The 23,054-nt window shown below is 60.0% G+C and carries 17 protein-coding genes and 2 tRNA genes; 8 read left to right on the forward strand and 11 right to left on the reverse strand.

Annotation, left to right across the window (positions count from 1 at the left end; all coding sequences use genetic code 11):
* Positions 1-1,800: a cation:proton antiporter gene (locus AACY30_RS07865; RefSeq protein WP_339417308.1), complete on the reverse strand. Its 1,800-nt coding sequence runs from the start codon at positions 1,798-1,800 to the stop codon at positions 1-3.
* 107 nt (positions 1,801-1,907) lie between these two features.
* Between AACY30_RS07865 and xerD the strand changes: the two genes are divergently transcribed.
* The 5 genes from xerD (at position 1,908) to AACY30_RS07890 (ending at position 7,157) form a co-directional block, all read left to right on the forward strand.
* The gene (gene xerD, locus AACY30_RS07870; RefSeq protein ID WP_339540111.1) at positions 1,908-2,804 is read left to right on the forward strand and encodes a site-specific tyrosine recombinase XerD; all 897 of its coding nucleotides are present in this window, start codon (positions 1,908-1,910) and stop codon (positions 2,802-2,804) included.
* A gap of 141 nt (positions 2,805-2,945) precedes the next feature.
* Positions 2,946-3,677, forward strand: a complete 732-nt coding sequence (locus AACY30_RS07875) for a thioredoxin fold domain-containing protein (protein WP_064053737.1) — start codon at positions 2,946-2,948, stop codon at positions 3,675-3,677.
* Positions 3,678-3,806: 129 nt separating this feature from the next.
* Positions 3,807-5,111, forward strand: coding sequence for a homoserine dehydrogenase (locus AACY30_RS07880; RefSeq protein WP_339470061.1), 1,305 nt, complete (start codon positions 3,807-3,809; stop codon positions 5,109-5,111).
* Between the two features lie 103 nt (positions 5,112-5,214).
* Complete coding sequence (thrC, locus tag AACY30_RS07885; protein ID WP_339470063.1) at positions 5,215-6,624, forward strand: threonine synthase; 1,410 nt, start codon at positions 5,215-5,217, stop codon at positions 6,622-6,624.
* Positions 6,625-6,872: 248 nt separating this feature from the next.
* A complete protein-coding gene (locus tag AACY30_RS07890) occupies positions 6,873-7,157 on the forward strand; it encodes a DUF3509 domain-containing protein (RefSeq protein WP_339470064.1) in 285 nt (94 codons plus the stop codon).
* 170 nt (positions 7,158-7,327) lie between these two features.
* On the opposite strand, the gene AACY30_RS07895 is transcribed toward AACY30_RS07890, so the two are convergent.
* Both AACY30_RS07895 and AACY30_RS07900 read right to left on the reverse strand, forming a co-directional pair.
* Positions 7,328-8,215 (reverse strand): TIGR02285 family protein, encoded by an 888-nt coding sequence (locus tag AACY30_RS07895; protein WP_339470065.1) that lies wholly within the window; start codon positions 8,213-8,215, stop codon positions 7,328-7,330.
* A complete protein-coding gene (locus AACY30_RS07900; RefSeq protein ID WP_049711684.1) occupies positions 8,215-9,414 on the reverse strand; it encodes a CaiB/BaiF CoA transferase family protein in 1,200 nt (399 codons plus the stop codon). The genes AACY30_RS07895 and AACY30_RS07900 overlap by 1 nt, the downstream gene beginning before the upstream one ends.
* A gap of 148 nt (positions 9,415-9,562) precedes the next feature.
* On the opposite strand from AACY30_RS07900, the gene AACY30_RS07905 reads away from it, so the two are divergent.
* Together AACY30_RS07905 and recJ are read left to right on the forward strand one after the other, a co-directional pair.
* A complete protein-coding gene (locus AACY30_RS07905; RefSeq protein ID WP_339470067.1) occupies positions 9,563-10,102 on the forward strand; it encodes a YaeQ family protein in 540 nt (179 codons plus the stop codon).
* 92 nt (positions 10,103-10,194) lie between these two features.
* Positions 10,195-11,904 carry a single-stranded-DNA-specific exonuclease RecJ gene (gene recJ, locus AACY30_RS07910; RefSeq protein ID WP_339470068.1) on the forward strand — a complete coding sequence of 570 codons (1,710 nt, stop codon included), beginning with the start codon at positions 10,195-10,197 and terminating at the stop codon, positions 11,902-11,904.
* Positions 11,905-12,057: 153 nt separating this feature from the next.
* On the opposite strand, the gene AACY30_RS07915 is transcribed toward recJ, so the two are convergent.
* From AACY30_RS07915 to AACY30_RS07930, 4 genes are all read right to left on the reverse strand, one after another.
* Positions 12,058-13,344, reverse strand: coding sequence for a virulence factor family protein (locus AACY30_RS07915; protein ID WP_339470070.1), 1,287 nt, complete (start codon positions 13,342-13,344; stop codon positions 12,058-12,060).
* Positions 13,344-15,986, reverse strand: coding sequence for a bifunctional lysylphosphatidylglycerol flippase/synthetase MprF (gene mprF / locus AACY30_RS07920; protein ID WP_339470071.1), 2,643 nt, complete (start codon positions 15,984-15,986; stop codon positions 13,344-13,346). Before mprF ends, AACY30_RS07915 begins: the two co-directional genes overlap by 1 nt.
* Positions 15,987-16,264: 278 nt before the next feature.
* A tRNA-Met gene (locus AACY30_RS07925) sits at positions 16,265-16,341 on the reverse strand.
* 195 nt (positions 16,342-16,536) lie between these two features.
* Positions 16,537-16,613: transfer RNA gene (locus AACY30_RS07930), tRNA-Met, on the reverse strand.
* A 278-nt stretch (positions 16,614-16,891) separates the two neighbouring features.
* Between AACY30_RS07930 and dinB the strand changes: the two genes are divergently transcribed.
* On the forward strand, positions 16,892-17,950 hold the full coding sequence (dinB, locus tag AACY30_RS07935; protein WP_339470072.1) for a DNA polymerase IV: 1,059 nt from the start codon (positions 16,892-16,894) through the stop codon (positions 17,948-17,950).
* A gap of 129 nt (positions 17,951-18,079) precedes the next feature.
* Here dinB and AACY30_RS07940 read toward each other — a convergent pair whose 3' ends face one another.
* The 4 genes from AACY30_RS07940 to AACY30_RS07955 form a co-directional block, all read right to left on the reverse strand.
* Positions 18,080-19,033 carry a hypothetical protein gene (locus AACY30_RS07940; RefSeq protein ID WP_339540112.1) on the reverse strand — a complete coding sequence of 318 codons (954 nt, stop codon included), beginning with the start codon at positions 19,031-19,033 and terminating at the stop codon, positions 18,080-18,082.
* A 20-nt stretch (positions 19,034-19,053) separates the two neighbouring features.
* The gene (locus tag AACY30_RS07945) at positions 19,054-20,769 is read right to left on the reverse strand and encodes a proline--tRNA ligase (RefSeq protein WP_339470074.1); all 1,716 of its coding nucleotides are present in this window, start codon (positions 20,767-20,769) and stop codon (positions 19,054-19,056) included.
* Positions 20,770-20,980: 211 nt separating this feature from the next.
* On the reverse strand, positions 20,981-22,513 hold the full coding sequence (locus AACY30_RS07950) for an AmpG family muropeptide MFS transporter (protein ID WP_339470075.1): 1,533 nt from the start codon (positions 22,511-22,513) through the stop codon (positions 20,981-20,983).
* A gap of 43 nt (positions 22,514-22,556) precedes the next feature.
* A complete protein-coding gene (locus AACY30_RS07955) occupies positions 22,557-22,919 on the reverse strand; it encodes an MGMT family protein (RefSeq protein ID WP_339540113.1) in 363 nt (120 codons plus the stop codon).
* Positions 22,920-23,054 lie beyond the last annotated feature (135 nt).

Below are 23,054 nucleotides of genomic sequence, written 5' to 3' on the forward strand. Positions count from 1 at the left end.
CTAGGACTGCCCTGGCTGGATGACTGCCAATAACGCCCATCCCGCCACTGGTTTCAAACCGCTCTCTGGTGTTACCACATGCACCCAGCCACTGTTGTCACGGGCAAACAACAGGATCGCCCGTTCACCATGCAGTGCCTGGTAGTCATTCCATCCAAACCCATCGGTCAGGTGGGTGGTGTACAGCTCGGCGCCTTGCCCCAGCAGGCTGGCGAGCTTGGTATAGCTCAAGGGTTGGCTGCCCAGCAGGTGCCCGCGGTGTTCATGACTGGCCCGGTGCTTGTCCGTGCGACGGCTCTCCTGGCTGCTGGTCAGGGTGAACAGGCGATGCCCGAAGTCGTGGCGAAAGCGCATGGCGGCCAGGGTATTCAGTTCACCCGAGGGCGAAAGTGCCAGCAAATGTCCGAGCCCCACAAGGTCCAGGTGCGATTCGGCATGCTGCGAGGCCGGGTTGCCGAAGTAGGTCGGTAGCCCCTCCATGCGACTGGCGCGGATGTTTTCCCAGCTGGAGTCGGTCAACAGCACGCGGCTGCCCAATTGCTGTAGAGCCTTGCCCAGGATGCGCGCCGGGCCATTTGCACCGACGATCAGAAAGCCACTGGGCGCAGGCTCGGCGACTTTCAGCAGGCGGGCCAGGGGGCGGGCGGTGGCGCTTTGCAGTACCACGGTGCCGATGATCACCGCAAAGGTCAGCGGCACCAGCAGCAATGCACCTTCGTGACCGGCTTCATCCAGGCGAATCGCAAATATCGCCGACACCGCTGCGGCCACAATCCCACGGGGCGCAATCCAAGCCAGCAGTGCGCGTTCCCGCCAGTTCAGCTTCGAACCGGCGGTCGACAGCGCGACATTGAGGGGGCGTGCAATAAACTGAATGATCAGCAACAGGATCAGGACGAAGGGCCCCAGGGCAATCAATGCATTCAGGTCCAGGCGTGCCGCCAGCAGGATAAACAAGCCGGAGATCAGCAGTACGCTGAGGTTTTCCTTGAAGTGCAGGATGTGTCGCACATCCACGCCTTTCATGTTGGCCATCCACATGCCCATCAGCGTTACCGCCAACAGGCCTGACTCGTGCATGACTTCATTGGCGGCGATGAATACGCCCAGCACCCCGGCCAGGGTCGCCAGGTTGTGCAGGTATTCCGGCAACCACTGTCGACGCATGATCTGCCCCAGCAGCCAGCCGCCGGCGACCCCGAACAGGCTACCGCAGGCAATCACGCCGCCGAAAGTCAGCAGGCTATGGCTCAAGCCATCACCGGAAGCGCGGCTGATGATGAAGCTGTAGACCACCACGGCCAGCAGTGCACCAATCGGGTCGATGACGATACCTTCCCAGCGCAGGATGTTGGCGATGGAGGCTTTGGGGCGCACCACGCGTAGCATCGGGACGATCACCGTCGGGCCCGTCACCAACGTCAGCGTGCCGAACAGCAGCGCCAGCATCCAGTCGAAACCCAGCAGCCAGTGGGTTGCCAGCGTGATTACCGCCCAAGTCGAAAGTGCGCCGAGGGTCACCAGGCGGTGGACGACGCTGCCAATCTCCTTCCATTCCGACAGGTGCAGCGTCAGGCTGCCCTCAAACAGGATCAGCGCCACTGCCAACGACACCAGTGGCATCAGCAAGGGGCCGAACATTTCCTGCGGGTCGAGCCAGCCCAGTACCGGCCCGGCCAGAATCCCGCTCAGCAAGAGGAACAGAATTGCCGGCAGTTTCAGGCGCCAGGCCAGCCATTGGCAGCCGAGTGCGGCCACGCCAATGCCGCCAAAGGCCAACAAAATCTGTTGTTCGTTCATTAAAGCTCCCTGTTCCTTGAAGTAGCGGGCTATGAAAGACTAGTGACCCTAATCACAGTTCACTAATTAATTGCCGCAAAGCCCCGTGCCGCGTCACTTGAGTGCCCATGCCCGCCATTGATCATCCTCTTATCGACCGTTTCCTCGACGCCCTTTGGCTGGAAAAAGGCTTGTCGGACAACACACGCCAGGCTTACCGCAGTGACCTGGCCCTGTTCAACGGCTGGTTGCAGGCGAAAAACCTCGAGCTGACCAATGCCGGACGCGAGCTGATCCTCGATCACTTAGCCTGGCGTCTGGAGCAACACTACAAGCCACGTTCTACTGCGAGATTTCTCTCGGGTGTGCGTGGCTTTTATCGCTATTTACTGCGCGAAAAGCTGATCGCAGCCGATCCGACTCTACAAGTCGACATGCCACAATTAGGTAGGCCGCTTCCTAAGTCTTTGTCGGAAAATGACGTGGAGGCCTTGCTCGCTGCCCCCGACCTCAGCGAAGCCATCGGCCAGCGCGACCGCGCCATGCTCGAGGTTTTGTACGCTTGCGGCCTGCGGGTAACCGAGCTGATCAGCCTGACCCTGGAGCAAGTGAACCTGCGCCAGGGGGTATTGCGGGTGATGGGCAAGGGCAGCAAGGAGCGGTTGGTACCCATGGGGGAGGAGGCGATAGTGTGGGTCGAGCGCTATATGCGTGATGCCCGAAGCGAACTGCTTGGCGGACGCCCCAGTGATGTGTTGTTCCCCAGCCTGCGCGGTGAACAGATGACCCGCCAGACCTTCTGGCACCGCATCAAGCATCAGGCCAAGGTCGCCGGGATCAGCAAGTCCCTGTCGCCCCACACGTTGCGCCATGCCTTCGCCACCCATTTGCTCAACCACGGTGCGGATTTGCGCGTGGTGCAAATGCTGCTCGGCCACAGCGACTTATCCACCACCCAGATCTACACCCACGTGGCGCGCGCACGTTTGCAGGAAATGCACGCCAAGCACCACCCGAGAGGCTGAAAACCGCCAATTTATCCCGCCACGGGCTGCCCTGCGGCCCAACTGTGGTAGGCTTTGCCGGTTAGCAAAGGGGACGGCTCAGACCTGTATTAACAGACCCATGTCTTGCGCCCGTCCCTGCATCTGCCTTCAGGAGTTCCCATGCGCTTGACCCAGATTATTGCCGCCGCAGCCATTGCGTTGGTTTCCACCTTTGTTGTCGCCGATGACGCTGCCGAGCAGACCATCCGCAAGAGCTTGGCCAACCTGCAGCTCGACACCCCGATCGAAAGCATCAGTGCCAGCCCGATGGCCGGCCTTTACGAAGTCAAGCTCAAGGGCAGCCGCGTGCTGTACGCCAGTGCCGACGGCCAGTACATCGTCCAGGGTTACCTGTTCCAATTGAAGGACGGCAAACCGGTCAACCTGACCGAGAAAGCAGAGCGCCTGGGCGTGTCCAAGCTGATCAATGGCATCCCTGTGGCTGAAACCGTGGTCTACCCGGCGATCGGCGAGACCAAGACTCACATCACGGTGTTCACCGATACCACGTGCCCGTACTGCCACAAGCTGCACGCCGAAGTGCCCGCGCTCAACAAGCTGGGCGTGGAAGTGCGCTATGTAGCGTTCCCGCGCCAGGGCCTGGGCTCGCCGGGTGACGAGCAACTGCAAGCCGTATGGTGCTCGGCCGACAAAAAAGCGGCCATGGACAAGATGGTCGACGGCAAGGAAATCAAAGCCGCCAAGTGCGCCAACCCGGTTTCCAAGCAGTTCGCGCTGGGGCAGTCCATTGGCGTGAACGGTACACCGGCCATCGTTTTGGCTGACGGCCAAGTGATTCCGGGCTACCAGCCGGCGCCACAAGTTGCCAAACTGGCGCTGAGTGCCAAATAAACCAGCATCGTCGAACCTTTGACGATCATGGCCCGTGGATAAGTCCACGGGCCATTAATTGAAAGCCGCAGTTATGCGGCTGTTTTCCACGGCCGACCTCGCGTCGGCCGTTTCATGGGGAGTTCTTCAGTGAAACCGGTCAAAGTAGGCATCTGTGGGTTAGGGACCGTCGGTGGCGGCACCTTCAACGTACTTCAGCGTAACGCTGAGGAAATTTCCCGCCGCGCAGGCCGTGGGATTGAAGTGGCGCAAATTGCCACGCGTTCGCCAAAGCCTCAGTTCGCAACGACCGGTATTGCGATTACCAACGATGTCTTCGCCGTTGCCACCAACCCTGAAATCGATATTGTCATCGAGCTGGTCGGCGGCTACACCGTGGCCCGCGAACTGGTGCTCAAGGCCATCGAGAACGGCAAGCACGTGGTCACCGCCAACAAGGCGCTGATCGCCGTGCACGGCAACGAAATCTTCGCCAAGGCGCGTGAAAAGGGCGTGATCGTTGCGTTCGAAGCCGCTGTTGCCGGTGGCATCCCGGTGATCAAGGCGATCCGTGAAGGCCTGTCCGCCAACCGTATCAACTGGGTCGCCGGCATCATCAACGGTACCGGTAACTTCATCCTCACCGAAATGCGCGAGAAGGGGCGAACCTTCGAAGACGTGCTGGCCGAGGCCCAGGCCCTGGGTTACGCCGAAGCCGACCCGACCTTTGATGTGGAAGGTATCGACGCGGCGCACAAGCTGACCATCCTGGCGTCCATCGCCTTTGGTATCCCGCTACAGTTCGACAAGGCTTACACCGAAGGCATCACCCAGCTGACCACTGCTGACGTGAACTACGCCGAAGCCCTGGGTTACCGTATCAAGCACCTGGGCGTAGCGCGCAGCACGTCGGCCGGTATCGAGCTGCGTGTGCACCCGACGCTGATCCCGGCCGATCGCTTGATCGCTAACGTCAATGGCGTGATGAACGCCGTGATGGTCAACGGTGACGCCGCCGGTTCGACCCTGTTCTACGGCGCCGGCGCCGGCATGGAGCCAACGGCTTCGTCGGTGATCGCTGACCTGGTGGACGTGGTCCGCGCCATGACCAGCGACCCGGAGAACCGCGTGCCGCACCTGGCGTTCCAGCCGGACTCGCTGTCGGCCCACCCGATCCTACCGATCGAAGCCTGCGAAAGTGCCTACTACCTGCGAATCCAGGCCCAGGACCATCCGGGCGTGTTGGCCCAGGTCGCCAGCATCCTGTCGGAGCGCGGGATCAACATCGAGTCGATCATGCAGAAGGAAGTCGAGGAGCAAAACGGCCAGGTGCCGATGATCCTGCTGACCCACCGTGTGCTCGAACAACGCATGAACGACGCCATCCGAGCGCTCGAAGCTCTCCAGGGCGTGGTTGGGCCGGTAGTCCGTATCCGCGTCGAACATTTGAATTAATTCAGCTGCAAGCGCCAAGCTACAAGCTTCAAGTAGAAGCAGATCTGCTTTAACTTGAAGCTTGTCACTTGAAGCTTGAAGCCCAAACCGAAGGTTTGCCCCTATGCGCTACATCAGCACCCGCGGCCAGGCACCGGCCCTGAATTTCGAAGACGTTTTGCTGGCAGGTCTTGCCACTGACGGCGGCCTGTACGTGCCGGAAAACCTGCCACGGTTCACCCAGGAAGAAATCGCTTCCTGGGCCGGCCTGCCGTACCACGAGCTGGCCTTCCGGGTGATGCGCCCGTTTGTCACCGGCAGCATTCCGGATGCGGAATTTAAGAAGATTCTGGAAGAGACGTACGGCGTGTTTTCCCACAGCGCCATCGCCCCGTTGCGTCAATTGAACGGCAACGAATGGGTGCTGGAGCTGTTCCACGGCCCGACGCTGGCGTTCAAGGACTTTGCCCTGCAACTGCTGGGTCGCCTGCTCGATTACGTGCTGGAGAAGCGCGGCGAACGCGTGGTGATCATCGGCGCTACCTCCGGTGATACCGGCTCGGCTGCCATCGAAGGCTGCAAACACTGCGAAAACGTCGACATCTTCATCCTGCACCCGCACAAGCGCGTGTCGGAAGTGCAGCGTCGCCAGATGACCACCATTTTTGGTGAGAACATCCATAACATCGCCATTGAAGGCAACTTCGATGACTGCCAGGAAATGGTCAAGAACAGCTTTGCTGACCAGAGCTTCCTGAAAGGTACGCGCCTGGTGGCGGTGAACTCGATCAACTGGGCGCGGATCATGGCCCAGATCGTTTATTACTTCCATGCGTCCCTGCAGTTGGGCGGCCCGGCGCGTTCGGTGTCGTTCTCGGTGCCGACCGGCAACTTCGGCGACATTTTTGCCGGTTACCTGGCACGCAACATGGGCCTGCCGATCAACCAGTTGATCGTCGCCACCAACCGCAACGACATCCTGCACCGTTTCATGAGCGGCAATCAGTACGTCAAGGAAACCCTGCACGCCACGCTGTCGCCGTCGATGGACATCATGGTGTCGTCGAACTTCGAACGCCTGCTGTTTGACATGCACGGTCGCAACGGCGCGGCCATCGCGGGTTTGATGGACACCTTCAAGAGCGGTGGCGGTTTCAGCGTTGACGAAGAGCGTTGGACCGAAACCCGCAAGCTCTTCGACTCCCTGGCTGTGGACGATGCGCAGACCTGCGAAACCATCGCAGAAGTCTATGCCCAGACCGGCGAGTTGCTGGACCCGCACACTGCCATTGGTGTGAAGGCCGCCCGCGAATGCCGTCGCAGCCTGGATATCCCGATGGTGATCCTGGGCACCGCGCACCCGGTGAAATTCCCGGAAGCGGTGGAGAAGGCCGGCGTTGGCAAGGCGCTGGAATTACCGGCGCACTTGGCTGACCTGTTCGAGCGTGAAGAGCGTTGCACTGTATTGGCCAATGACCTGAATGCTGTGCAGGCGTTTGTCAGCCAGCATGGCAACCGTGGTAAGCCGCTGTAAGGCAAACCGTGCAGGCAAAAACGCCGCTTTCCCTTCTCTGGGGTCAGCGGCGTTTTTTATGGCTTGCAGGCCCGGTAGGTGCGGCCGTTTTTTCGTTGTCATGTTGCGAGCGCATGCTGGAATCCGTCAGCCCCTGACGGCCCCAAAAGATGAAAAAGCGAACTTTCCTACGTCACAACCAGTCACTTAGGATAGATGCAGCTCTCCCGTTGAAACGATTGTTCCCGAACTATTGAGTGGTGATCGAGATGGAAAGTATCAGCCTATTGCTAGAAGAAGCGCTGAGCCCTTATCAGGTTTCGCTGACCACCGCCGGTGTGCAGGGCGAGTGCCTGGTGACCGTGAAGAATCCTGCTGGCGCTATCGTGGTCGAGCGCGAAGTTGATCGTGCGCAATTGATGGATAAGCGCGTGCTGGTGGATGTAGTGGATTGCCTGTTGCGCGACATCAAAATTGCCGAGGGGCGCGTGGAACCCTCAGTCATTGCGGCCTTGCGCAACGCCGCCCAGACCCGTGGCGCTGCCGCTGCATGAAGAATTGTTTAAGTGTGGAAACTTCCTACAAGGTGGCCGGTCAGAGTTCGTAACAGCAAGAGCAGACATTGTGCTCCGGTGTTTGTGACTTGCTGTACGGGTCTTTGTAGGCCGCGTTTAACCCCGAGGTGTCTCCCCACACTCCGGGGTTTCTTTTTGCCTGCGATTTGTCAGGGGTCGGGTGAATCCAGGAAAAAGCTCGGGTTGTCCTGCAGATAGTGTTCACGCATGACCGGGTCCAGCCATTCGGCGTAGGAAGCCTGTAGCTGTTCCTGTGGGATATGGCGCAAGGCCCGATCAATTCGCTGTATGGCCTGGCGACCTTCAGGTGTGGCCGAACAACCGATATGCGTACGCTGGTAGGGCGCTGACCCCTTGATGGGGTAGAACATCAGGTCTTCAGGGGCAATGCCTTGTTGCATGGCGTGATAGCGGATCTCCGGCGCGTAACCCAGAACGGCTTCCAGTCGGCCCAGGCGCTGCATTTGCAGCAGGCTGCCCAGGGCGTCATTGCCGTAATGGAGTGCCAGTGTGTGAGGGGCGGCATCCTTGAGTTGTTCATCGATCAACGGACCGTAGCTGCGTTCGGCGGTTGCGCCAATGCGTGCGGTGGGGGAGCCGAGGAAGGCTTGCAGGTCAAATTGGCCCTCATCAATGAACGCTGCCAGCTCGTCCTGCTGGAGGCGTCGAATGGTCACCCCGTTGCTCACCGAGACGAAGGCCTGGGCGGAAAATACAACATACCTGGCCCGTTCCGCCGTCCACAGCAGCGACGGATCGCACGTCAGGGTGGTGGGGTCGCGCAACATCTGATTACCCCGGGCACGATTGACGTGCATCACCTGGTGCCGATACTCCGGCAGGCGCTCGCTGAGTATGGGCAATAACCTGTCCAGCACCCCTTGGCCCTTCTGTGGTCCCTCAAAGATGGTGACCGGTGGTAAGTCGCGCAGCAGCCAGGTCAGTGTTTCTTCTGCGTGGGCGGACAGCGGCCATTCGCTCGCTATCGCGCAGACAAGGCAGAGTTGCAGTAGCCGGCGCTGAGCAGGGTAAACCATCAAATCGCGCCATCCTCACGCAAGCGAGTAATGGCAGCGCTGTCGTATCCCAGTTTATTGAGTAGCACGTTGTTATGTTCACCCAGCTGCGGCCCGACCCATTCGCAGCTACCTGGCGTGTCCGACAACTTGGGCACGATGCCAGGCATCTTGAAGTCCTTGCCGTCGGGAAGCTGGGCCTTGAGGAACATCTCCCGGGCGAGGAATTGCGGATCGCCGAGCATGTCCTCGGCACTGTAGATGCGACTGGCAGGCACTTCGGCTTTATTCAATATCGCGACCACTTCATCCAGTGGCAGCGAATTCACCCAGCGATCAATTACGCCATACAGCTCATCACGACGGCCATCGCGTCCGTCATTGCTGGTTAACTCTGGATCGTTGGCCAAATCTTCACGGCCAATGGCCGACATAAAGCGCTTGAAGATCGCATCGCCGTTGGCGCCGATCTGTACATGCTTGCCGTCGGCGCTGGTGTGGATGGAGGACGGCGTGATACCGGGCATGATGTTGCCGGTGCGTTCGCGAATAAAGCCGAACACATCGAACTCCGGGATCATGCTTTCCATCATGGCGAAGATGGCTTCATACAGCGCTACATCGACCACCTGGCCCACGCCGCCGTTGACTTCGCGATGACGCAGCGCCATCAGCGCGCCGATCACCGCCCACAGCGCGGCAATCGAGTCACCGATGGAAATGCCGGTGCGCACCGGTGGGCGGTCTTCGAAGCCGGTGATATAGCGCAGGCCGCCCATGGATTCGCCCACCGCGCCAAACCCTGGCTGGTCTTTCATCGGGCCGGTCTGGCCAAAGCCGGAGAGACGCACCATCACCAGCTTGGGGTTGAGTGCGTGCAGGGTTTCCCAGCTCAGGCCGAGCTTCTCCAGCACGCCGGGGCGGAAGTTCTCGATCAGGATGTCGGCGTCCGCCAGCAACTGCTTGAGGATGGCCAGGCCGTCCGGGTGCTTGAGGTTCAGCGTCAGCGACTGCTTGTTGCGCGCCTGCACAAACCACCACAACGACGTGCCCTCGTACAGCTTGCGCCACTTGCGTAGCGGGTCGCCGCCGTCCGGCGATTCGACCTTGATCACCTCGGCGCCGAATTCGGCGCAGATACGTGAGGCGAACGGGCCGGCGATCAGGGTACCGAGTTCGATAACTTTCAGGCCGGCAAGCGGTTTGGCATTAAACGACATGATGATCCTTGTCTGCGCAGGGCGGTGGTGTGATGCCTTTTAACATAGGCGGACAGCCCAGGGATAAGGATGATGCAGCGCAGGATTCGTTGAATGGCCCTGCCATCGGTTAGACTGGCCGCCTTTCCCTGTCTCTAGAAGTCCGTTCATGGCCCAGCCGTCCACGACCTACAAATTCGAACTCAACCTTACTGACCTCGATCGCTCGGTGTACGAGAGCGTCAAACAGACCATCGCCCGACACCCTTCGGAAACCGAAGAGCGCATGACCGTGCGTCTGTTGGCCTACGCCCTGTTTTACAACGAGCAACTGGCGTTTGGTCGTGGACTGTCAGATGTAGACGAACCAGCCCTGTGGGAAAAAAGTCTGGATGATCGGGTTTTGCACTGGATCGAAGTCGGCCAACCCGATGCCGACCGCCTGACCTGGTGCTCGCGCCGCACCGAACGCACCAGCCTGCTGGCCTACGGTAGCCTGCGTGTATGGGAAGGCAAGGTGGTGCCGGTGGCGACCAACCTGAAAAACGTACACATCGCCGCCGTGCCCCAGGAAATCCTCGAAGTGCTGGCCAAAGACATGCCCCGTGTTATCAAGTGGGACGTGATGATCAGCGAAGGCACGATCTTCGTCACCGACGACCGTGGCCAGCATGAAGTGCAACTGCAATGGCTGGTCGGTGAGCGTTGAGCGGCAAGCTACAAGCTACAAGCTTGAAGCTACAAGCTTGAAGCTACAAGCTTGCAGCCAATAATCCCCCAATAGAGAATTCCCCACCCTCCATGCGTATCGATCCTCGCCCATTGCCCGCTATCCTGCCGTTCCTCGGAGATTTGCCACCGCTGTTGACCCGTCTCTACGCCGCACGCGGGGTGCAGTCGGAAGCCGAGCTGGATAAAAGTCTGGTGCGGTTGATCCCTTACCAGCAACTCAAGGGCATCGACGCGGCCGTGGACTTGCTGGTGACGGCGCTGGAGCAACGCCAGCGCATCCTGATCGTCGGTGACTTCGACGCCGATGGCGCCACTGCCAGCACCGTGGGTACCTTGGGCCTGCGTTTGCTCGGAGCAGCGCATGTCGACTATCTGGTGCCCAACCGTTTCGAATACGGCTACGGCCTGACCCCGGAAATCGTCGCCGTGGCCCTGCAGCGCGAACCGCAGTTGCTGATCACCGTGGACAACGGCATCTCCAGCGTCGAAGGCGTGGCAGCCGCCAAAGCCGCGGGGTTGAAGGTGCTGGTGACCGACCACCATTTGCCCGGCGATGAGTTGCCGGCGGCGGATGCCATCGTCAACCCGAACCAGCCGGGCTGTGAGTTCCCGAGCAAGGCCCTGGCCGGCGTGGGCGTGATCTTTTATGTGCTGATGGCCTTGCGTGCGCGCCTGCGCAGTTTGGGGTGGTACGAGAACACGCCGCAGCCGAACATCGGCGAGCTGCTCGACCTGGTCGCTCTGGGCAGCGTCGCCGACGTGGTGCCCCTGGATGCCAACAACCGCATCCTGGTGCATCAGGGCCTGGAGCGTATCCGTGCAGGTCGCGCACGGCCGGGTATCAAGGCGATCCTGGAGGTGGCCAAGCGCGACGCTGCACGCATCACCTCGACCGACCTGGGCTTTATTCTCGGGCCGCGCCTGAATGCCGCTGGGCGCCTGGACGATATGAGTCTGGGTATCGAATGCCTGCTCACCAGCGACTTCGCCGCCGCACGGGAAATGGCGGCGCAACTGGACGGCATGAACCAGGACCGCAAATCCATCGAGCAAGGCATGCAGCGCGAGGCCCTGGCCCAGCTGAAAGACTTGCCGGTGGAGTCGATGCCTTACGGGTTGTGCCTGTTCGACCCGGAGTGGCACCAAGGCGTGATCGGGATTCTCGCGTCGCGCATGAAAGAGCGTTACTTCCGCCCGACCATCGCCTTTGCAGACGCCGGTGACGGCCTGCTCAAGGGCTCAGGGCGCTCCGTGCCGGGTTTTCACATCCGTGATGCCCTGGCAGTGGTCGCAAGCCAGCATCCCAACCTGATCGCCAAATACGGCGGCCACGCCATGGCGGCGGGGCTCACATTACCCGAGTCCAATTTCCCACTGTTTGCCGAAGCATTTGATGCTGAAGTGCGTCGGCAACTGTGTGAGGAGGACCTGACCGGCAGGTTGTTGACCGACGGTACTCTGGCAGTGGAAGAGTTTCACCTGGAGCTGGCGCGGGCCTTACGGCATGCCGGCCCGTGGGGGCAACACTTTCCCGAGCCGTTGTTCCACGGCGTGTTTCAGTTGGTGGAGCAGCGTGTCGTGGGGGAGCGGCACCTGAAAGTGGTGCTCAAGAGCGAATGCGGCTCGGTGAAACTCGATGGCATTGCGTTTGGGGTGGACCGTGACGTTTGGCCGAACCCTACCGTGCGTTGGGTCGAGCTGGCCTATAAGCTGGATGTGAACGAGTTTCGTGGGAATGAAACCGTGCAGCTGATGATTGCGCACATCGAACCGCGCTAAATATCGGTCACACCCTAAAGCAAATGTGGGAGCGGCGGTTCGACGCTTCGACTTGCTCGCGAATACGGAGTGTCAGTCAATGTTGCTGTGACTGATCCACCGCTTTCGCGAGCAAGCCCGCTCCCACATTTTTAATCCGTGTACAGCCTGAAGTTACTCGGCTTTATCCTTGGCCTGATGCTTCACAATGATATCCACCAACCGCTTGGCCAGCGCCGGGTAGTTCTCATCGAAGTGATGCCCACCTGGCAGCTTCAGCGCTTCACCCACGGCAGTCTTGTCCGTGCAGCCGCTCTCGTCGACTTCTTCTGCACCGTAGATGCACACCACTTTCTCAGGCGGCAGCTTGGCCATTTCCGGGCCCGTGGCGGCTTCTTTGCCGGCGTTACCCAGCCAGCCTTCCACTTCAATCTCAAAGCTGCCGGTGCGTGCGAACGCCAGCAGGATGATTGCATCGACCCGTTGCTGTTCGTTTTCGGGCATACGGTTGTAGATGGCTGGCAATACATCGGCACCGAATGAATAACCGGTCAGCACAAAGCGCTTGGTGCCCCACTTCTGACGGTAGTGTTGCATCAGCTCGGTGAGGTCCTTGGCGCTTTGTTCCGGGGTCTTGTGCTGCCAGTAGTAGCGCAGCGTGTCGATGCCGACGACGGGGTAGCCGATCTTGGCCATTTCGCCGGCCACGTCGCGGTCCAGGTCACGCCAGCCGCCATCACCAGAGAGGAACAGGGTGACGGTGTCCTTGGCCTGGCCTGCCGGCACTTCAACCACTGGAATCGCCAGGCCGCCATTGTCCGAACCTACCAGTTGCTTGCGCAGCTCGTTGTTCAGCACTTGCGGGTAGTGAATGTCGTAGTCGCTGATGCTGGTGGTGGCGCGTGGTGTATCGCGTACGAAACTGGCGCTTTCATCGTCAGGGTTGTCATTCCAGGCCACCAGCCAATTGCCGTGCGCGGCGGTTTTCGGCAGTGGGTCCTTGCAGCCTTCCTGCACCAGGGCGAAGCCGACGGAGATGGCATTGGCCTTGTCGTCATCCTGTGTTGCCAGCCAGCGCCAGGCGAGCGCTGCGCCTGGGCCGATGCCGCTGACCAGGGTGGCCGGGCCCTTGAGCTGGACCAAGGCGCTTTGCAGCGCTTGTTCCTGCAGCTTGCAATCGTCCTTGGGCAGGATCACCTGGACAATCTGCGCCTTGCCGCCTTGGCTCAGAGCGATCAGCTGGCTGTCGGTCAGGATTTCGTCGGCCATTACGGCCACAGCCACACGGGCTTTCGGCGTGCCATTGGGCGTCACGCGGGTCATCACCGATCCATCGGCCTGGGGCAATTGCTCCAGGGTCGGCTGTGGGGCAGGGCGGTTCCAGTACCAAAAGCCGCCGCCTGCGATCAAGGCGAGCAGCACTACAGAGGCCAATACATACCGCCAGGAACGTCGAATCATCAGCGTTTCACCAATCCAGTCAAGCCGCCCGCGATCAGGGCGGCGGTATCGGCCAGTGCCACCAGCGGATCAAGTCCCGCAGGCACGGCCATGTAACGGGGTTCCCAGTCAGGCTGGAACTTGTCTTTGAAGCGGCGCAAACCTTGGAAGTTATACAGTTGTTCGCCACGGCGGAACACCATCGAACCCAGGCGTTGGGTCAACGGCGCGCCGCGGCGTGGTTGCAGGCCCGACAACGGCACCATGCCGAGGCTGAAGCGGGCGTAGCCGTGACTCTTATAATGCTGAATCAGGCCGACCATCATGAATTCCATGGTCAGCTTGGGCGCGTCAGGATGGGCGCGCATCAGGTCGAGACTGGCCAAGTCGTGGTTGTAGGTCTCGAGCAAGTTGGCGAAGGCCACCGGGTTCCCTTCGAAGCGAATGATCGCAATGCGAAAGTGCTTGAGGTAGTCGTCGCTGAAGCGTCCCAGGGAAAAGCCTTTTTCCCTCACGTTTTTGCCGGTCAGCCAGGCATCCGAGATCACTTTGAGCGCGTCCATCGGTGCCGTGCCCGGTTCAAAGATCTCCAGGGACAAGCCATCGCGGGTGCCGCGGTTCCAGGTATAGCGCAGGTCCTTCATCTCTTTGCCCTTGGCTTCCAGGTCAAAGCGTTTCAGGTCGACGCGGGCTTCTTCACCCAGTTTGATCGCGGTGAGGCCGATGTCCATGTAGTACGGCAGGTTCTCTGCGCGCACTTGATAGAACACCGGGCGCGCGTGGTGGATGTCGCACAGGTCGCGGAACTGCCAGATCATCTCGGCGCGTGGCTGGGTCGGGCCAATCGGGTCGTACAAGGCTACCAGGCTGCGCCCGCGACGGGCGTACATGAGGAAAGCTTCATCATTGGGGTGAAACAGCAGCGCCTTGTCGCCGGTGAGCGCCAGGCCGCCGTCGGGTTGGGACGAGGCCATCAGGATCTTGCTGGCGCGCTCGAGTTCGTCGGGCGTCGGCAGGTGGATCACCGGGCGCGCGGTGCGCAACAGCCAGGTCAGGGAGACGATCACCAGCAGGACGGCGGCGCCCAGCAGCGAGCGCAAACCACGGGGCGCGTTGGCGTCCAGGGTGAACTGCCACCACAGCTGGTGGCTGTAAGGCACGTCTTGATAAGCGAACAGCAGCAGCCAGATCGAAGCCCCTAGCACGCACACGCTTGCCACCAGGTACAGCGGCGAGAAGGGCAGCTCGGTGAGGCGGCTGGCGCGGTAGAACGAGCGTCGGAAGATCGCCAGCAGGATCGCGGTCATGGTCATCAAGCAGGCTTCTTCCCAGTCGAAGCCCTTGAGCAGCGAGAGCAACGCACCGGTCAGCAGCAGCACCATGGTCAGCATCCAGGCGGCCGACAAGCGTCGACGCAGGCCCTGGGCCAGCAACAAGCACAGCACGCCGATCAGGCTGGCGCCAAAGTGCGAGGCGTCAATCAGGCGGTGGGGAATCAAGAAGCCGATGTTTTCCAGGCGTGAGTCGATTTCGGGCGTGGCGCCAGAAAACAGCAGGACCACGCCGGACAAAAAAACCAGTACGGCCAGTACTGGCGCTGCCAGCCCCGAGGCGACCCGCAGGCTTTGCTGGGTCTGGAACAGACGCTGCGCTTCGTTGATCAGCAGGAACACACAGGCGATCAATAGGGGCAGCACCACGTAGATCATGCGGTACAGCAGCAGGGCAGCGGCCAGTGGCGCGGCGCCCAGTTTGTCGGCGAAGGCTGCGAGCAGAATTGCTTCGAATACGCCAACCCCGCCCGGTACATGGCTGAGCACGCCAGCGGCCAGCGCCAGCAGGTACACCAACAGGAAGGGGCCGAAGGGCGGCGCTTCTGGCAGCAACAGATAAAGGACGGTAGCAGCGGCGGCGACGTCCAGCGCGGTGATGATCAGTTGCAGGAAGGTCAAACGCCGGCCCGGCAGACGCAGGGTACGGCGGCCAGCTTTTACCAGCAGATTATCCGGGTAGGGTTGCTCCGGCAGGCGACGACGATAAATGCCGATGCACAGCGCGGCCGACAACAGCAGCACGGCGCCGGCAATGCCGCCCAGCAAACCTTGCGACAGATGCAGATAAGTGGACGCCGCCGGCAAGTTACTCAAGGTGGCCAGTGCCGCCAGCGGCGGCAGGGCGCAGCCCAGGGCCAGGCTGGCGAACACCGTCATGTGCGCCACTTCTGAAGCCCCGATGCCATGGCGTGCATATAAACGGTAACGCACCGAACCGCCCGAGAGCATCGACAAGCCAATCGCATTGCCGATGGCAAACGCGGTAAAGCCACCCAGGGCCAGGGTCTTGGCGGGCAGTTGTACCCCCGCGTAGCGCGCGCCGGAAAATTCATAGCCTAATAGAATGACGAAGCCGGCGACACCTGCGGTAAACGCACCGAGCAGGGCGGGCCTGGGTACTTCCAGAATCGAATCGTGGAGGGCGTAGAGATCCAGCTCCAGCAGCAGGTGTCGGCAGGCGATCAACGCGATGGCGAACAGCAATAGTGTGACGGCCAGCCCGATGGGTTGCCGGTATTTGCTTACGCGATCCAGCCAGCGCAAACGAGCGGGAGGGATCGGTTGTTCTGCTGTAACGGTGTCTTGTGGTTCAGACGAGTTGGCGCGCATCAATCACCTCGTGGATTGTGCGCGACAGGATGGAGGTATCCAGCCAAGTTACCAATCCCTATGGACAAAATAATTACAAATATTAACGCGTATCACCGGGGGCGGCGACAGCGGCCATTGGTCGTAGAGGGAAGCGCTGAGCATTGAGCATAGCTTGCAATGAGATGGACTCTGCAAACCGTGTACGGTTTCATGAAAGATGCCATGCCATTGTTTCAAAAGAACTTTTTTACCGGATACAAAAAAGGCCACTCTTTCGAGTAGCCTTTTTTGATGTTTGGTTGCGGGAGCCGGATTTGAACCGACGACCTTCGGGTTATGAGCCCGACGAGCTACCAGACTGCTCCATCCCGCGTCTGTGGGCGGCATTCTACAGCCCAACGGCGGGGTGTCAACCGTTAATGGATGTATCGGTCAAATAAGTGTGAATTAACCCACTGAGTGGTCACCGATAACGGTAAGTGCGCGATAGGCTTGGATTTTTGTCAGACAATCAAAAAACTGACAGGCACAAAAAAGGCCACTCTTTCGAGTAGCCTTTTTTGATGTTTGGTTGCGGGAGCCGGATTTGAACCGACGACCTTCGGGTTATGAGCCCGACGAGCTACCAGACTGCTCCATCCCGCGTCTGTGTGTCGGCATTCTACAGAGGATCGCGAGCTTGTCAACCCGTGTTCTGAAGAAAAGCGCTTGTGGTTCAATTGGTTAGCTCTCCACCGCTGTACGTGGAAGCGCTGCAAGCCAGTCCGGCCAAGGGTTTCAGCTCTATCGGAATACCAGATTCGATTGAGAAAATAAATTCATGTGCGAATTTTCCTACCGTTCAAACGGAAGAATCAAACTACTGGTGCTATGTACAGGTGTGAGTGCGATACTGGCCACCCGTAGTTTCACATCCTGTTTATATGACGCAGCGCAAAATCATCCACGTTGACTGTGATTGCTTCTACGCCGCCATCGAGATGCGCGATGACCCGAGCCTGGCGCAAAAGCCGCTGGCGGTGGGTGGCTCGGCGGACCGGCGCGGGGTGATCGCTACCTGCAACTATGAGGCGCGGGCCTATGGCGTGCGCTCGGCCATGTCGTCACGCCACGCCTTGAAGCTGTGTCCGGACCTGACCATCGTCAAGCCACGCATGGACGCCTATAAAGAAGCGTCGAAGGAAATCCAGACGCTCTTTCGCGACTACACCGACCTGATCGAACCGCTGTCGCTGGATGAAGCCTATCTGGACGTGTCTGACTGTACGCATTTTGGTGGCAGTGCCACGCGCATCGCCCAGGACATTCGCCGCCGCGTCTCCAACCAGTTGCACATCACCGTGTCCGCTGGTGTCGCGCCGAATAAATTCCTGGCCAAGATCGCCAGCGACTGGAAGAAACCCAATGGATTGTTTGTGATTACCCCGGACCAGGTCGAAGACTTTGTCTCGCAGTTGCGTGTGAGCAAATTGCACGGTGTGGGCAAAGTCACGGCAGAAAAGCTGGCGCGCCTGGGAATTGAAGACTGCCTGCAACTGCGTGAGTGGAACAAGCTGGCGCTGGTGCGGGAATTTGGCAGCTTTGGCGAGCGACTGTGGAGCCTGGCGCGTGGGATTGATGACCGCGCAGTGCACAACGATAGCCGTCGGCAATCCATCAGTGTGGAAAATACCTACGATGTGGACCTGCCGGATCTTTCAAGCTGTCTGGCAAAGCTTCCCGAGCTGATGGAAACCCTGGCCGGGCGTATGGCGCGTATAGACAGCAGTTACCGGGCGGGCAAGCCGTTCGTTAAAGTGAAGTTTCATGACTTTACCCAGACGACACTGGAGCAGGCGGGGGCGGGGAGGGATTTGGAAAGTTATCAACAGCTGCTGACCCAGGCGTTTAAACGGGGTGCGAAGCCGGTGCGGTTGTTGGGGATTGGGGTGCGGTTGCTGGATTTAAGCAACGGCAACGAACAGCTCGAGTTCTCCTGGTAGAAACCGAGAGCGCTATGTGGGAGCGGGCCTGCTCGCGAATGCGGTAGATCAGTCAATGCATCTGGTGACTGACACTCCGTATGCGCGAGCAAGCACGCACACATTTAGATCTACGATATTCTTGAAGTCTTAGCGCGCGCCAGGATCCGCCACCAACCGCCCCGCATCCTTGGTCAGCGCCTGCAGGAATTCCTGCTGCAACTCGGGATCATTGCGGGTCAGTTCGATCAGGCTTTGTTCCAGTTCGCTGGCTTCTTCTTCCAGGCCCAGCTCTGACAGACGCTTGACCCGGTGCACCCACTGGCTGACTTCGTCGTCTTCCAGGTCGTCGTAGATCAGGCCGTGGGCTTCCAGCAACTTGCCGCGCAGCGTGTTGCTGATCGCCAGTGTCGAGTCCGAATGCACGTCGTCCTGGCCATCTTCCACGCTGATCTTCAAGGTCGTGACGCGGTTAAGGTCCTGCTCGGCAAACGGGCTGTCCAACAGGTTCAGGCGCAAGACGCCGTTGCGGTCGGTGGTCAACTCATGCACGTGCTTGCCCGCAGTAACCTGCACCGGGCGTTCGCTCCAGGGCAGGCTCGAATACTCCACACGCTTGTCGCGCTGGACTTCATCGATACCTGCCAGATTCTGTTGCGCACGGCCATGGGATTGCACGTTCATGAACGGGTTGAGGCCGTCCACGCCGTAGGTCAGCCAGTCGTGGGTCATGCTGGTAGGCAGGTTGCCGAGGGCGAAGATATTCGCCACGTTAGCCCCCGCACCCGCGACCAGGGCGACCGTACCCAAAGGCACTTCATAGAGTTCGCGCCAGGGTTGGTAGGGGGTGTAGCGGTCGTAACGACGGGTGACTTCGAACTCGGTGACCTCGAAGGTCTTTTGCTCGTGAATGCGCACTCGGCGTTGAGGCAGCTCCAGCACTTTGGGGTCGCCTACATCGATCTGCAGGCCGTGGTCGAGCAACTTACGCTCGACCCGCTCCTCGTGCTCACTGCGTTGCGACATCTGGTTGGCGCAGCCGCTGACCAGCAGGGCGCCGCACACGGCGGCGCCCCCCAGGGCTCTGGTGTTTCGCTTGAACATGACTTCTCTTGATCTGGTTTTCAGCGACGAATACGCGCCTGAAGGAAAGACAGCACGTCAGCCACCGGCAACGGTTGGGCTTCGGCTTCGGTCCGGCTCTTGTATTCCAGATTGCCATCCGCCAGGCCGCGGTCGCTGACCACGATCCGGTGCGGGATGCCAATCAGTTCCATGTCGGCGAACTTGATGCCCGGGCTGGTTTTCTTGTCGCGGTCATCCAGCAACACTTCAAAACCAGCGGCCGTCAGTTCGGCATACAGTTTGTCGGTGGCTTCGCGTACTTGCTCGGTTTCATAGCGCAGCGGTACCAGGGCGACCTGGAACGGCGCCAGGGCGTCACTCCAGATGATGCCTTTCTCGTCGTTGTTCTGCTCGATGGCAGCTGCAACCACGCGCGAAACGCCAATGCCGTAGCAGCCCATTTCCAGGGTGATCGGCTTGCCGTTCTCGCCCAGCACTTCGCACTTCATCGCCTTGCTGTACTTATTGCCCAGCTGGAAGATGTGCCCGACTTCGATGCCGCGCTTGATCTCCAGGGTACCTTTGCCATCCGGGCTCGGGTCACCAGCGACCACGTTACGCAGGTCGGCCACGGTCGGAACCGGCAGGTCACGCTCCCAGTTCACGCCGAAGTAATGCTTGTCGTCGATGTTCGCGCCAATACCGAAGTCGCTCATCAGCTCGACCGAACGGTCGATGATAATTGGCAGCGGCAGGTTCAGTGGGCCCAGGGAACCCGCACCGGCGCCAATGGCGTCGCGCAGTTCGGCATCACTGGCCATGACCAGTGGGTTGGCCACGCCAGGTTGCTGGGCCGCTTTGATTTCGTTGAGTTCGTGGTCGCCACGGATCACCAGGGCGATCAGCTTGCCTTCTTCTTCGGCGTGCACGATCAGGGTCTTGATGGTCTTTTCAATCGGCAGATTGAATTTTTCCACCAGGGCCGCGATGGTCTTGGTCTCTGGTGTATCCACCAAGCGCAGCTCTTCAGCCGGTGCGGGGCGGGACGTTTCCCGTGGCACGGCTTCGGCTTTCTCGATGTTTGCTGCGTAGTCCGAACCGTTGCTGAACACGATATCGTCTTCGCCGGATTCGGCCAGTACGTGGAATTCGTGGGAGCCGGCACCGCCGATGGAACCGTTGTCCGCTTCAACCGCACGGAACTTCAGGCCCAGGCGGGTGAACACGTTGCAGTAGGCTTGGTGCATGCGGTCGTAAGTGACCTGCAGCGACGCCTGGTCGGCGTGGAACGAATACGCGTCTTTCATGATGAATTCACGACCGCGCATCAAGCCGAAGCGTGGGCGGATTTCATCACGGAATTTGGTCTGGATCTGATACAGGTTCAGCGGCAGCTGTTTATAGCTGCTCAGCTCGTTGCGCATCAGGTCGGTGATCACTTCTTCATGGGTCGGGCCGGCGCAGAAGTCGCGGCCATGACGGTCCTTGAAGCGCAGCAACTCAGGGCCGTACTCTTCCCAGCGCCCGGATTCCTGCCACAGTTCAGCCGGTTGGGTGCTCGGCATCAACACTTCCAGAGAGCCGGCAGCGTTCATTTCTTCACGAACGATGGCTTCGACCTTGCGCATCACCTTCAAGCCCATGGGCAGCCAGGTATACAGGCCCGAGGCCAGTTTGCGGATCATGCCGGCGCGCAGCATCAGCTGATGGCTGATTACGACCGCATCGGAAGGCGTTTCTTTCTGTGTGGCGAGCAAATATTGACTGGTGCGCATGGTAGGCCGTTGTCGGTTGCTTGGACTTGAAATGACGCTGGATTGTACGGGCGGTTGCCGCCGGAGTACAGGCATCAGGTTGCGGGGTGTTTCTGTCGGAACCGTGCTTGTGTGGGCGCTGGCTTGCCTGCGATGGGAGCGGCGCGGTGTATCTGTTGCACCCTGGTGATGCTATTGCAGGCAAGCCAGCGCCCATATTGACTGAGGTGTGTCAGTCGTCAGCGGGTGGATTCAACCGAATCCGCCGATTCTCCTGGTACCAATGCAGTGCAATCAGCAGCAATGTCGGTACACCCAGCATGCAGGTGATCAGGAAGAAATTATGGTAGCCGAACTTCTCCACCATCACCCCCGAATACCCGCCGATCAAGCGCGGCAGCAACAGCATGATTGAGCTGAGCAGCGCGTATTGGGTGGCGGAGAACTTGAGGTTGGTCAGGCTCGACAAGTAGGCCACAAATGCCGATGTGGCCATGCCCGAGCTGAAGTTATCCAGGGAAATCGTGAAAATCAGCATCTGCAGGTCCGGGCCCATGTCGGCGAGCGTCACGAACAGCAGGTTGGTGCCGGCAGAGAACACGCCGCCGATAAACAGGATCGGCAGGATGCCGAAGCGCACAATCAGCAGGCCGCCCATGCCGGCGCCGACCAGGGTCATGATCAGGCCGAAGATCTTGCTGACCCCGGCGATCTGGTCCTTGGTAAAGCCTTGGTCGATGTAGAACACGTTGGCCATCACGCCCATCACGGTGTCAGACATGCGATAGGTGGCGATCAGCCCCAGCAGCAGTAAAGCTTGCCAGCGGTAGCGCAGGATGAAGTCGTTGACCGGCGTCAGCACCGGCGCCAGGCCCCGGCGACCCATGGCCGAGAGGCACAGTGCGGTGAGCGTGATATAGAGAATGGCGCGCAGGAAGGCACGGTCGTCCATCAGCAGGTCCCATAGGCTCATACCGTGGAACAGCACGCTTGCGAAATCAGTATTGAACAGCTGGGTGAACATCGCGGGCACCGACACCAGCAATACGATCAGCACAAATACCGAGACCAGTTGATGCACGAAACTGTAGCGCCCGGCCTGCAGCTGGGTGCGCAGTGGCACATTGGGTTCGCGCATGAACAGCGTGGTCAGCAACGCAGGAACCATCAATACGCCGAACAGCACATAGGTGCCGGTCCAGGCCGAGTGTTTATAGTTGAAACCGGTGGAGCCGAAACCTTCAGCGAAAAACAGTGCACCTGCCGTGGCCAGCAGGGCGGCGATGCGATAGCCGGACATATAGCTGGCGGCCAACGCGGCCTGGCGGCTGTCATCGGCGATTTCCAGGCGGTAGGCGTCTACCGCGATATCCTGGGTGGCGGACGCGAAGGCAACGACGACGGCGATAGCGATCAGCCAGGACAAATGTTTCTGCGGGTCGCAAAAGCCCATGCCGATCAATCCGAGGATCACCAGCGACTGGGCAAGGACCAGCCAGGAACGGCGTCGCCCGAGTTTACCGAGCAACGGCAGGCGCCATTGGTCGAGCAGCGGCGACCAGACCCACTTAAAGGCATACGCCAAACCAATCAGGCTTGCATAGCCGATGGTCTCGCGGGCCACACCGGCCTCCCGCAACCACACCGAAAGCGTCGAGAACACCAACATGTAAGGCAAGCCGGCGGCAAAGCCGAGCAACAACAGCACTAACGTCGAGGGGCTGGCATAGGCAGCGAGCGCGGCGCGCCAGGTTTTACGGGGCATGGGCTGGAGTCTGCCTCAGGTTTGCGGAAACAAAGCGCGCACTCTAACCGCTGTGCTCTACCGGGCGCCAGCCATGGCGCTGAATATCCACGCGATTATTGCGGACCGTGACGCCTTCTTCGCGCAAACGCGCGCGTTGCTCGTCACCCGAGGCACTGCCCACTGGCAGACTTATCCGACCACCGGCACCCAGCACGCGATGCCAGGGAAGTTTGGTGTCTGCAGGCAGTTGACTCAGGGTGCGGCCTACCCAGCGCGCCGCACGCCCCAGCCCAGCCAGGTGGGCCAGCTCGCCGTAGCTGACCACGCACCCTGCGGGCACTTGCGCCAGGGTCAGGTACAGCGCAGTGCGGCGCATTTCGGCAGGGCTTTGCGGGGGCTCGGCGGGTGGATTCACTGTGGGCATATCCGTTGAGATCGGCTGACTTATTGTAAGAAACGTCTGTAAGCATGGCATCGAGGATTGAACTGAATATAAATCCTTGAGTCAGTCGTATCTAACACGATAATGCCCTCTTTTCGCCAACCTCGAGCCCTGAAT

Source organism: Pseudomonas sp. RA_5y_Pfl1_P24, from assembly GCF_963970945.1.
Classification (GTDB): Bacteria; Pseudomonadota; Gammaproteobacteria; order Pseudomonadales; family Pseudomonadaceae; genus Aquipseudomonas; species Aquipseudomonas tritici.

Excerpts from the sequence above, each read along its gene's own strand:
- thrC (WP_339470063.1), top strand. The coding sequence starts at position 5,215 with ATGCGCTACATCAGCACCCGCGGCCAGGCACCGGCCCTGAATTTCGAA.
- mprF (WP_339470071.1), bottom strand. The coding sequence starts at position 15,986 with ATGCGCGCCAACTCGTCTGAACCACAAGACACCGTTACAGCAGAACAA.
- xerD (WP_339540111.1), top strand. The coding sequence starts at position 1,908 with ATGCCCGCCATTGATCATCCTCTTATCGACCGTTTCCTCGACGCCCTT.
- AACY30_RS07890 (WP_339470064.1), top strand. The coding sequence starts at position 6,873 with ATGGAAAGTATCAGCCTATTGCTAGAAGAAGCGCTGAGCCCTTATCAG.
- AACY30_RS07915 (WP_339470070.1), bottom strand. The coding sequence starts at position 13,344 with ATGATTCGACGTTCCTGGCGGTATGTATTGGCCTCTGTAGTGCTGCTC.
- AACY30_RS07900 (WP_049711684.1), bottom strand. The coding sequence starts at position 9,414 with ATGTCGTTTAATGCCAAACCGCTTGCCGGCCTGAAAGTTATCGAACTC.
- AACY30_RS07945 (WP_339470074.1), bottom strand. The coding sequence starts at position 20,769 with ATGCGCACCAGTCAATATTTGCTCGCCACACAGAAAGAAACGCCTTCC.
- recJ (WP_339470068.1), top strand. The coding sequence starts at position 10,195 with ATGCGTATCGATCCTCGCCCATTGCCCGCTATCCTGCCGTTCCTCGGA.
- AACY30_RS07865 (WP_339417308.1), bottom strand. The coding sequence starts at position 1,800 with ATGAACGAACAACAGATTTTGTTGGCCTTTGGCGGCATTGGCGTGGCC.
- AACY30_RS07950 (WP_339470075.1), bottom strand. The coding sequence starts at position 22,513 with ATGCCCCGTAAAACCTGGCGCGCCGCGCTCGCTGCCTATGCCAGCCCC.
- AACY30_RS07905 (WP_339470067.1), top strand. The coding sequence starts at position 9,563 with ATGGCCCAGCCGTCCACGACCTACAAATTCGAACTCAACCTTACTGAC.
- AACY30_RS07940 (WP_339540112.1), bottom strand. The coding sequence starts at position 19,033 with ATGTTCAAGCGAAACACCAGAGCCCTGGGGGGCGCCGCCGTGTGCGGC.
- AACY30_RS07875 (WP_064053737.1), top strand. The coding sequence starts at position 2,946 with ATGCGCTTGACCCAGATTATTGCCGCCGCAGCCATTGCGTTGGTTTCC.
- dinB (WP_339470072.1), top strand. The coding sequence starts at position 16,892 with ATGACGCAGCGCAAAATCATCCACGTTGACTGTGATTGCTTCTACGCC.
- AACY30_RS07895 (WP_339470065.1), bottom strand. The coding sequence starts at position 8,215 with ATGGTTTACCCTGCTCAGCGCCGGCTACTGCAACTCTGCCTTGTCTGC.
- AACY30_RS07955 (WP_339540113.1), bottom strand. The coding sequence starts at position 22,919 with ATGCCCACAGTGAATCCACCCGCCGAGCCCCCGCAAAGCCCTGCCGAA.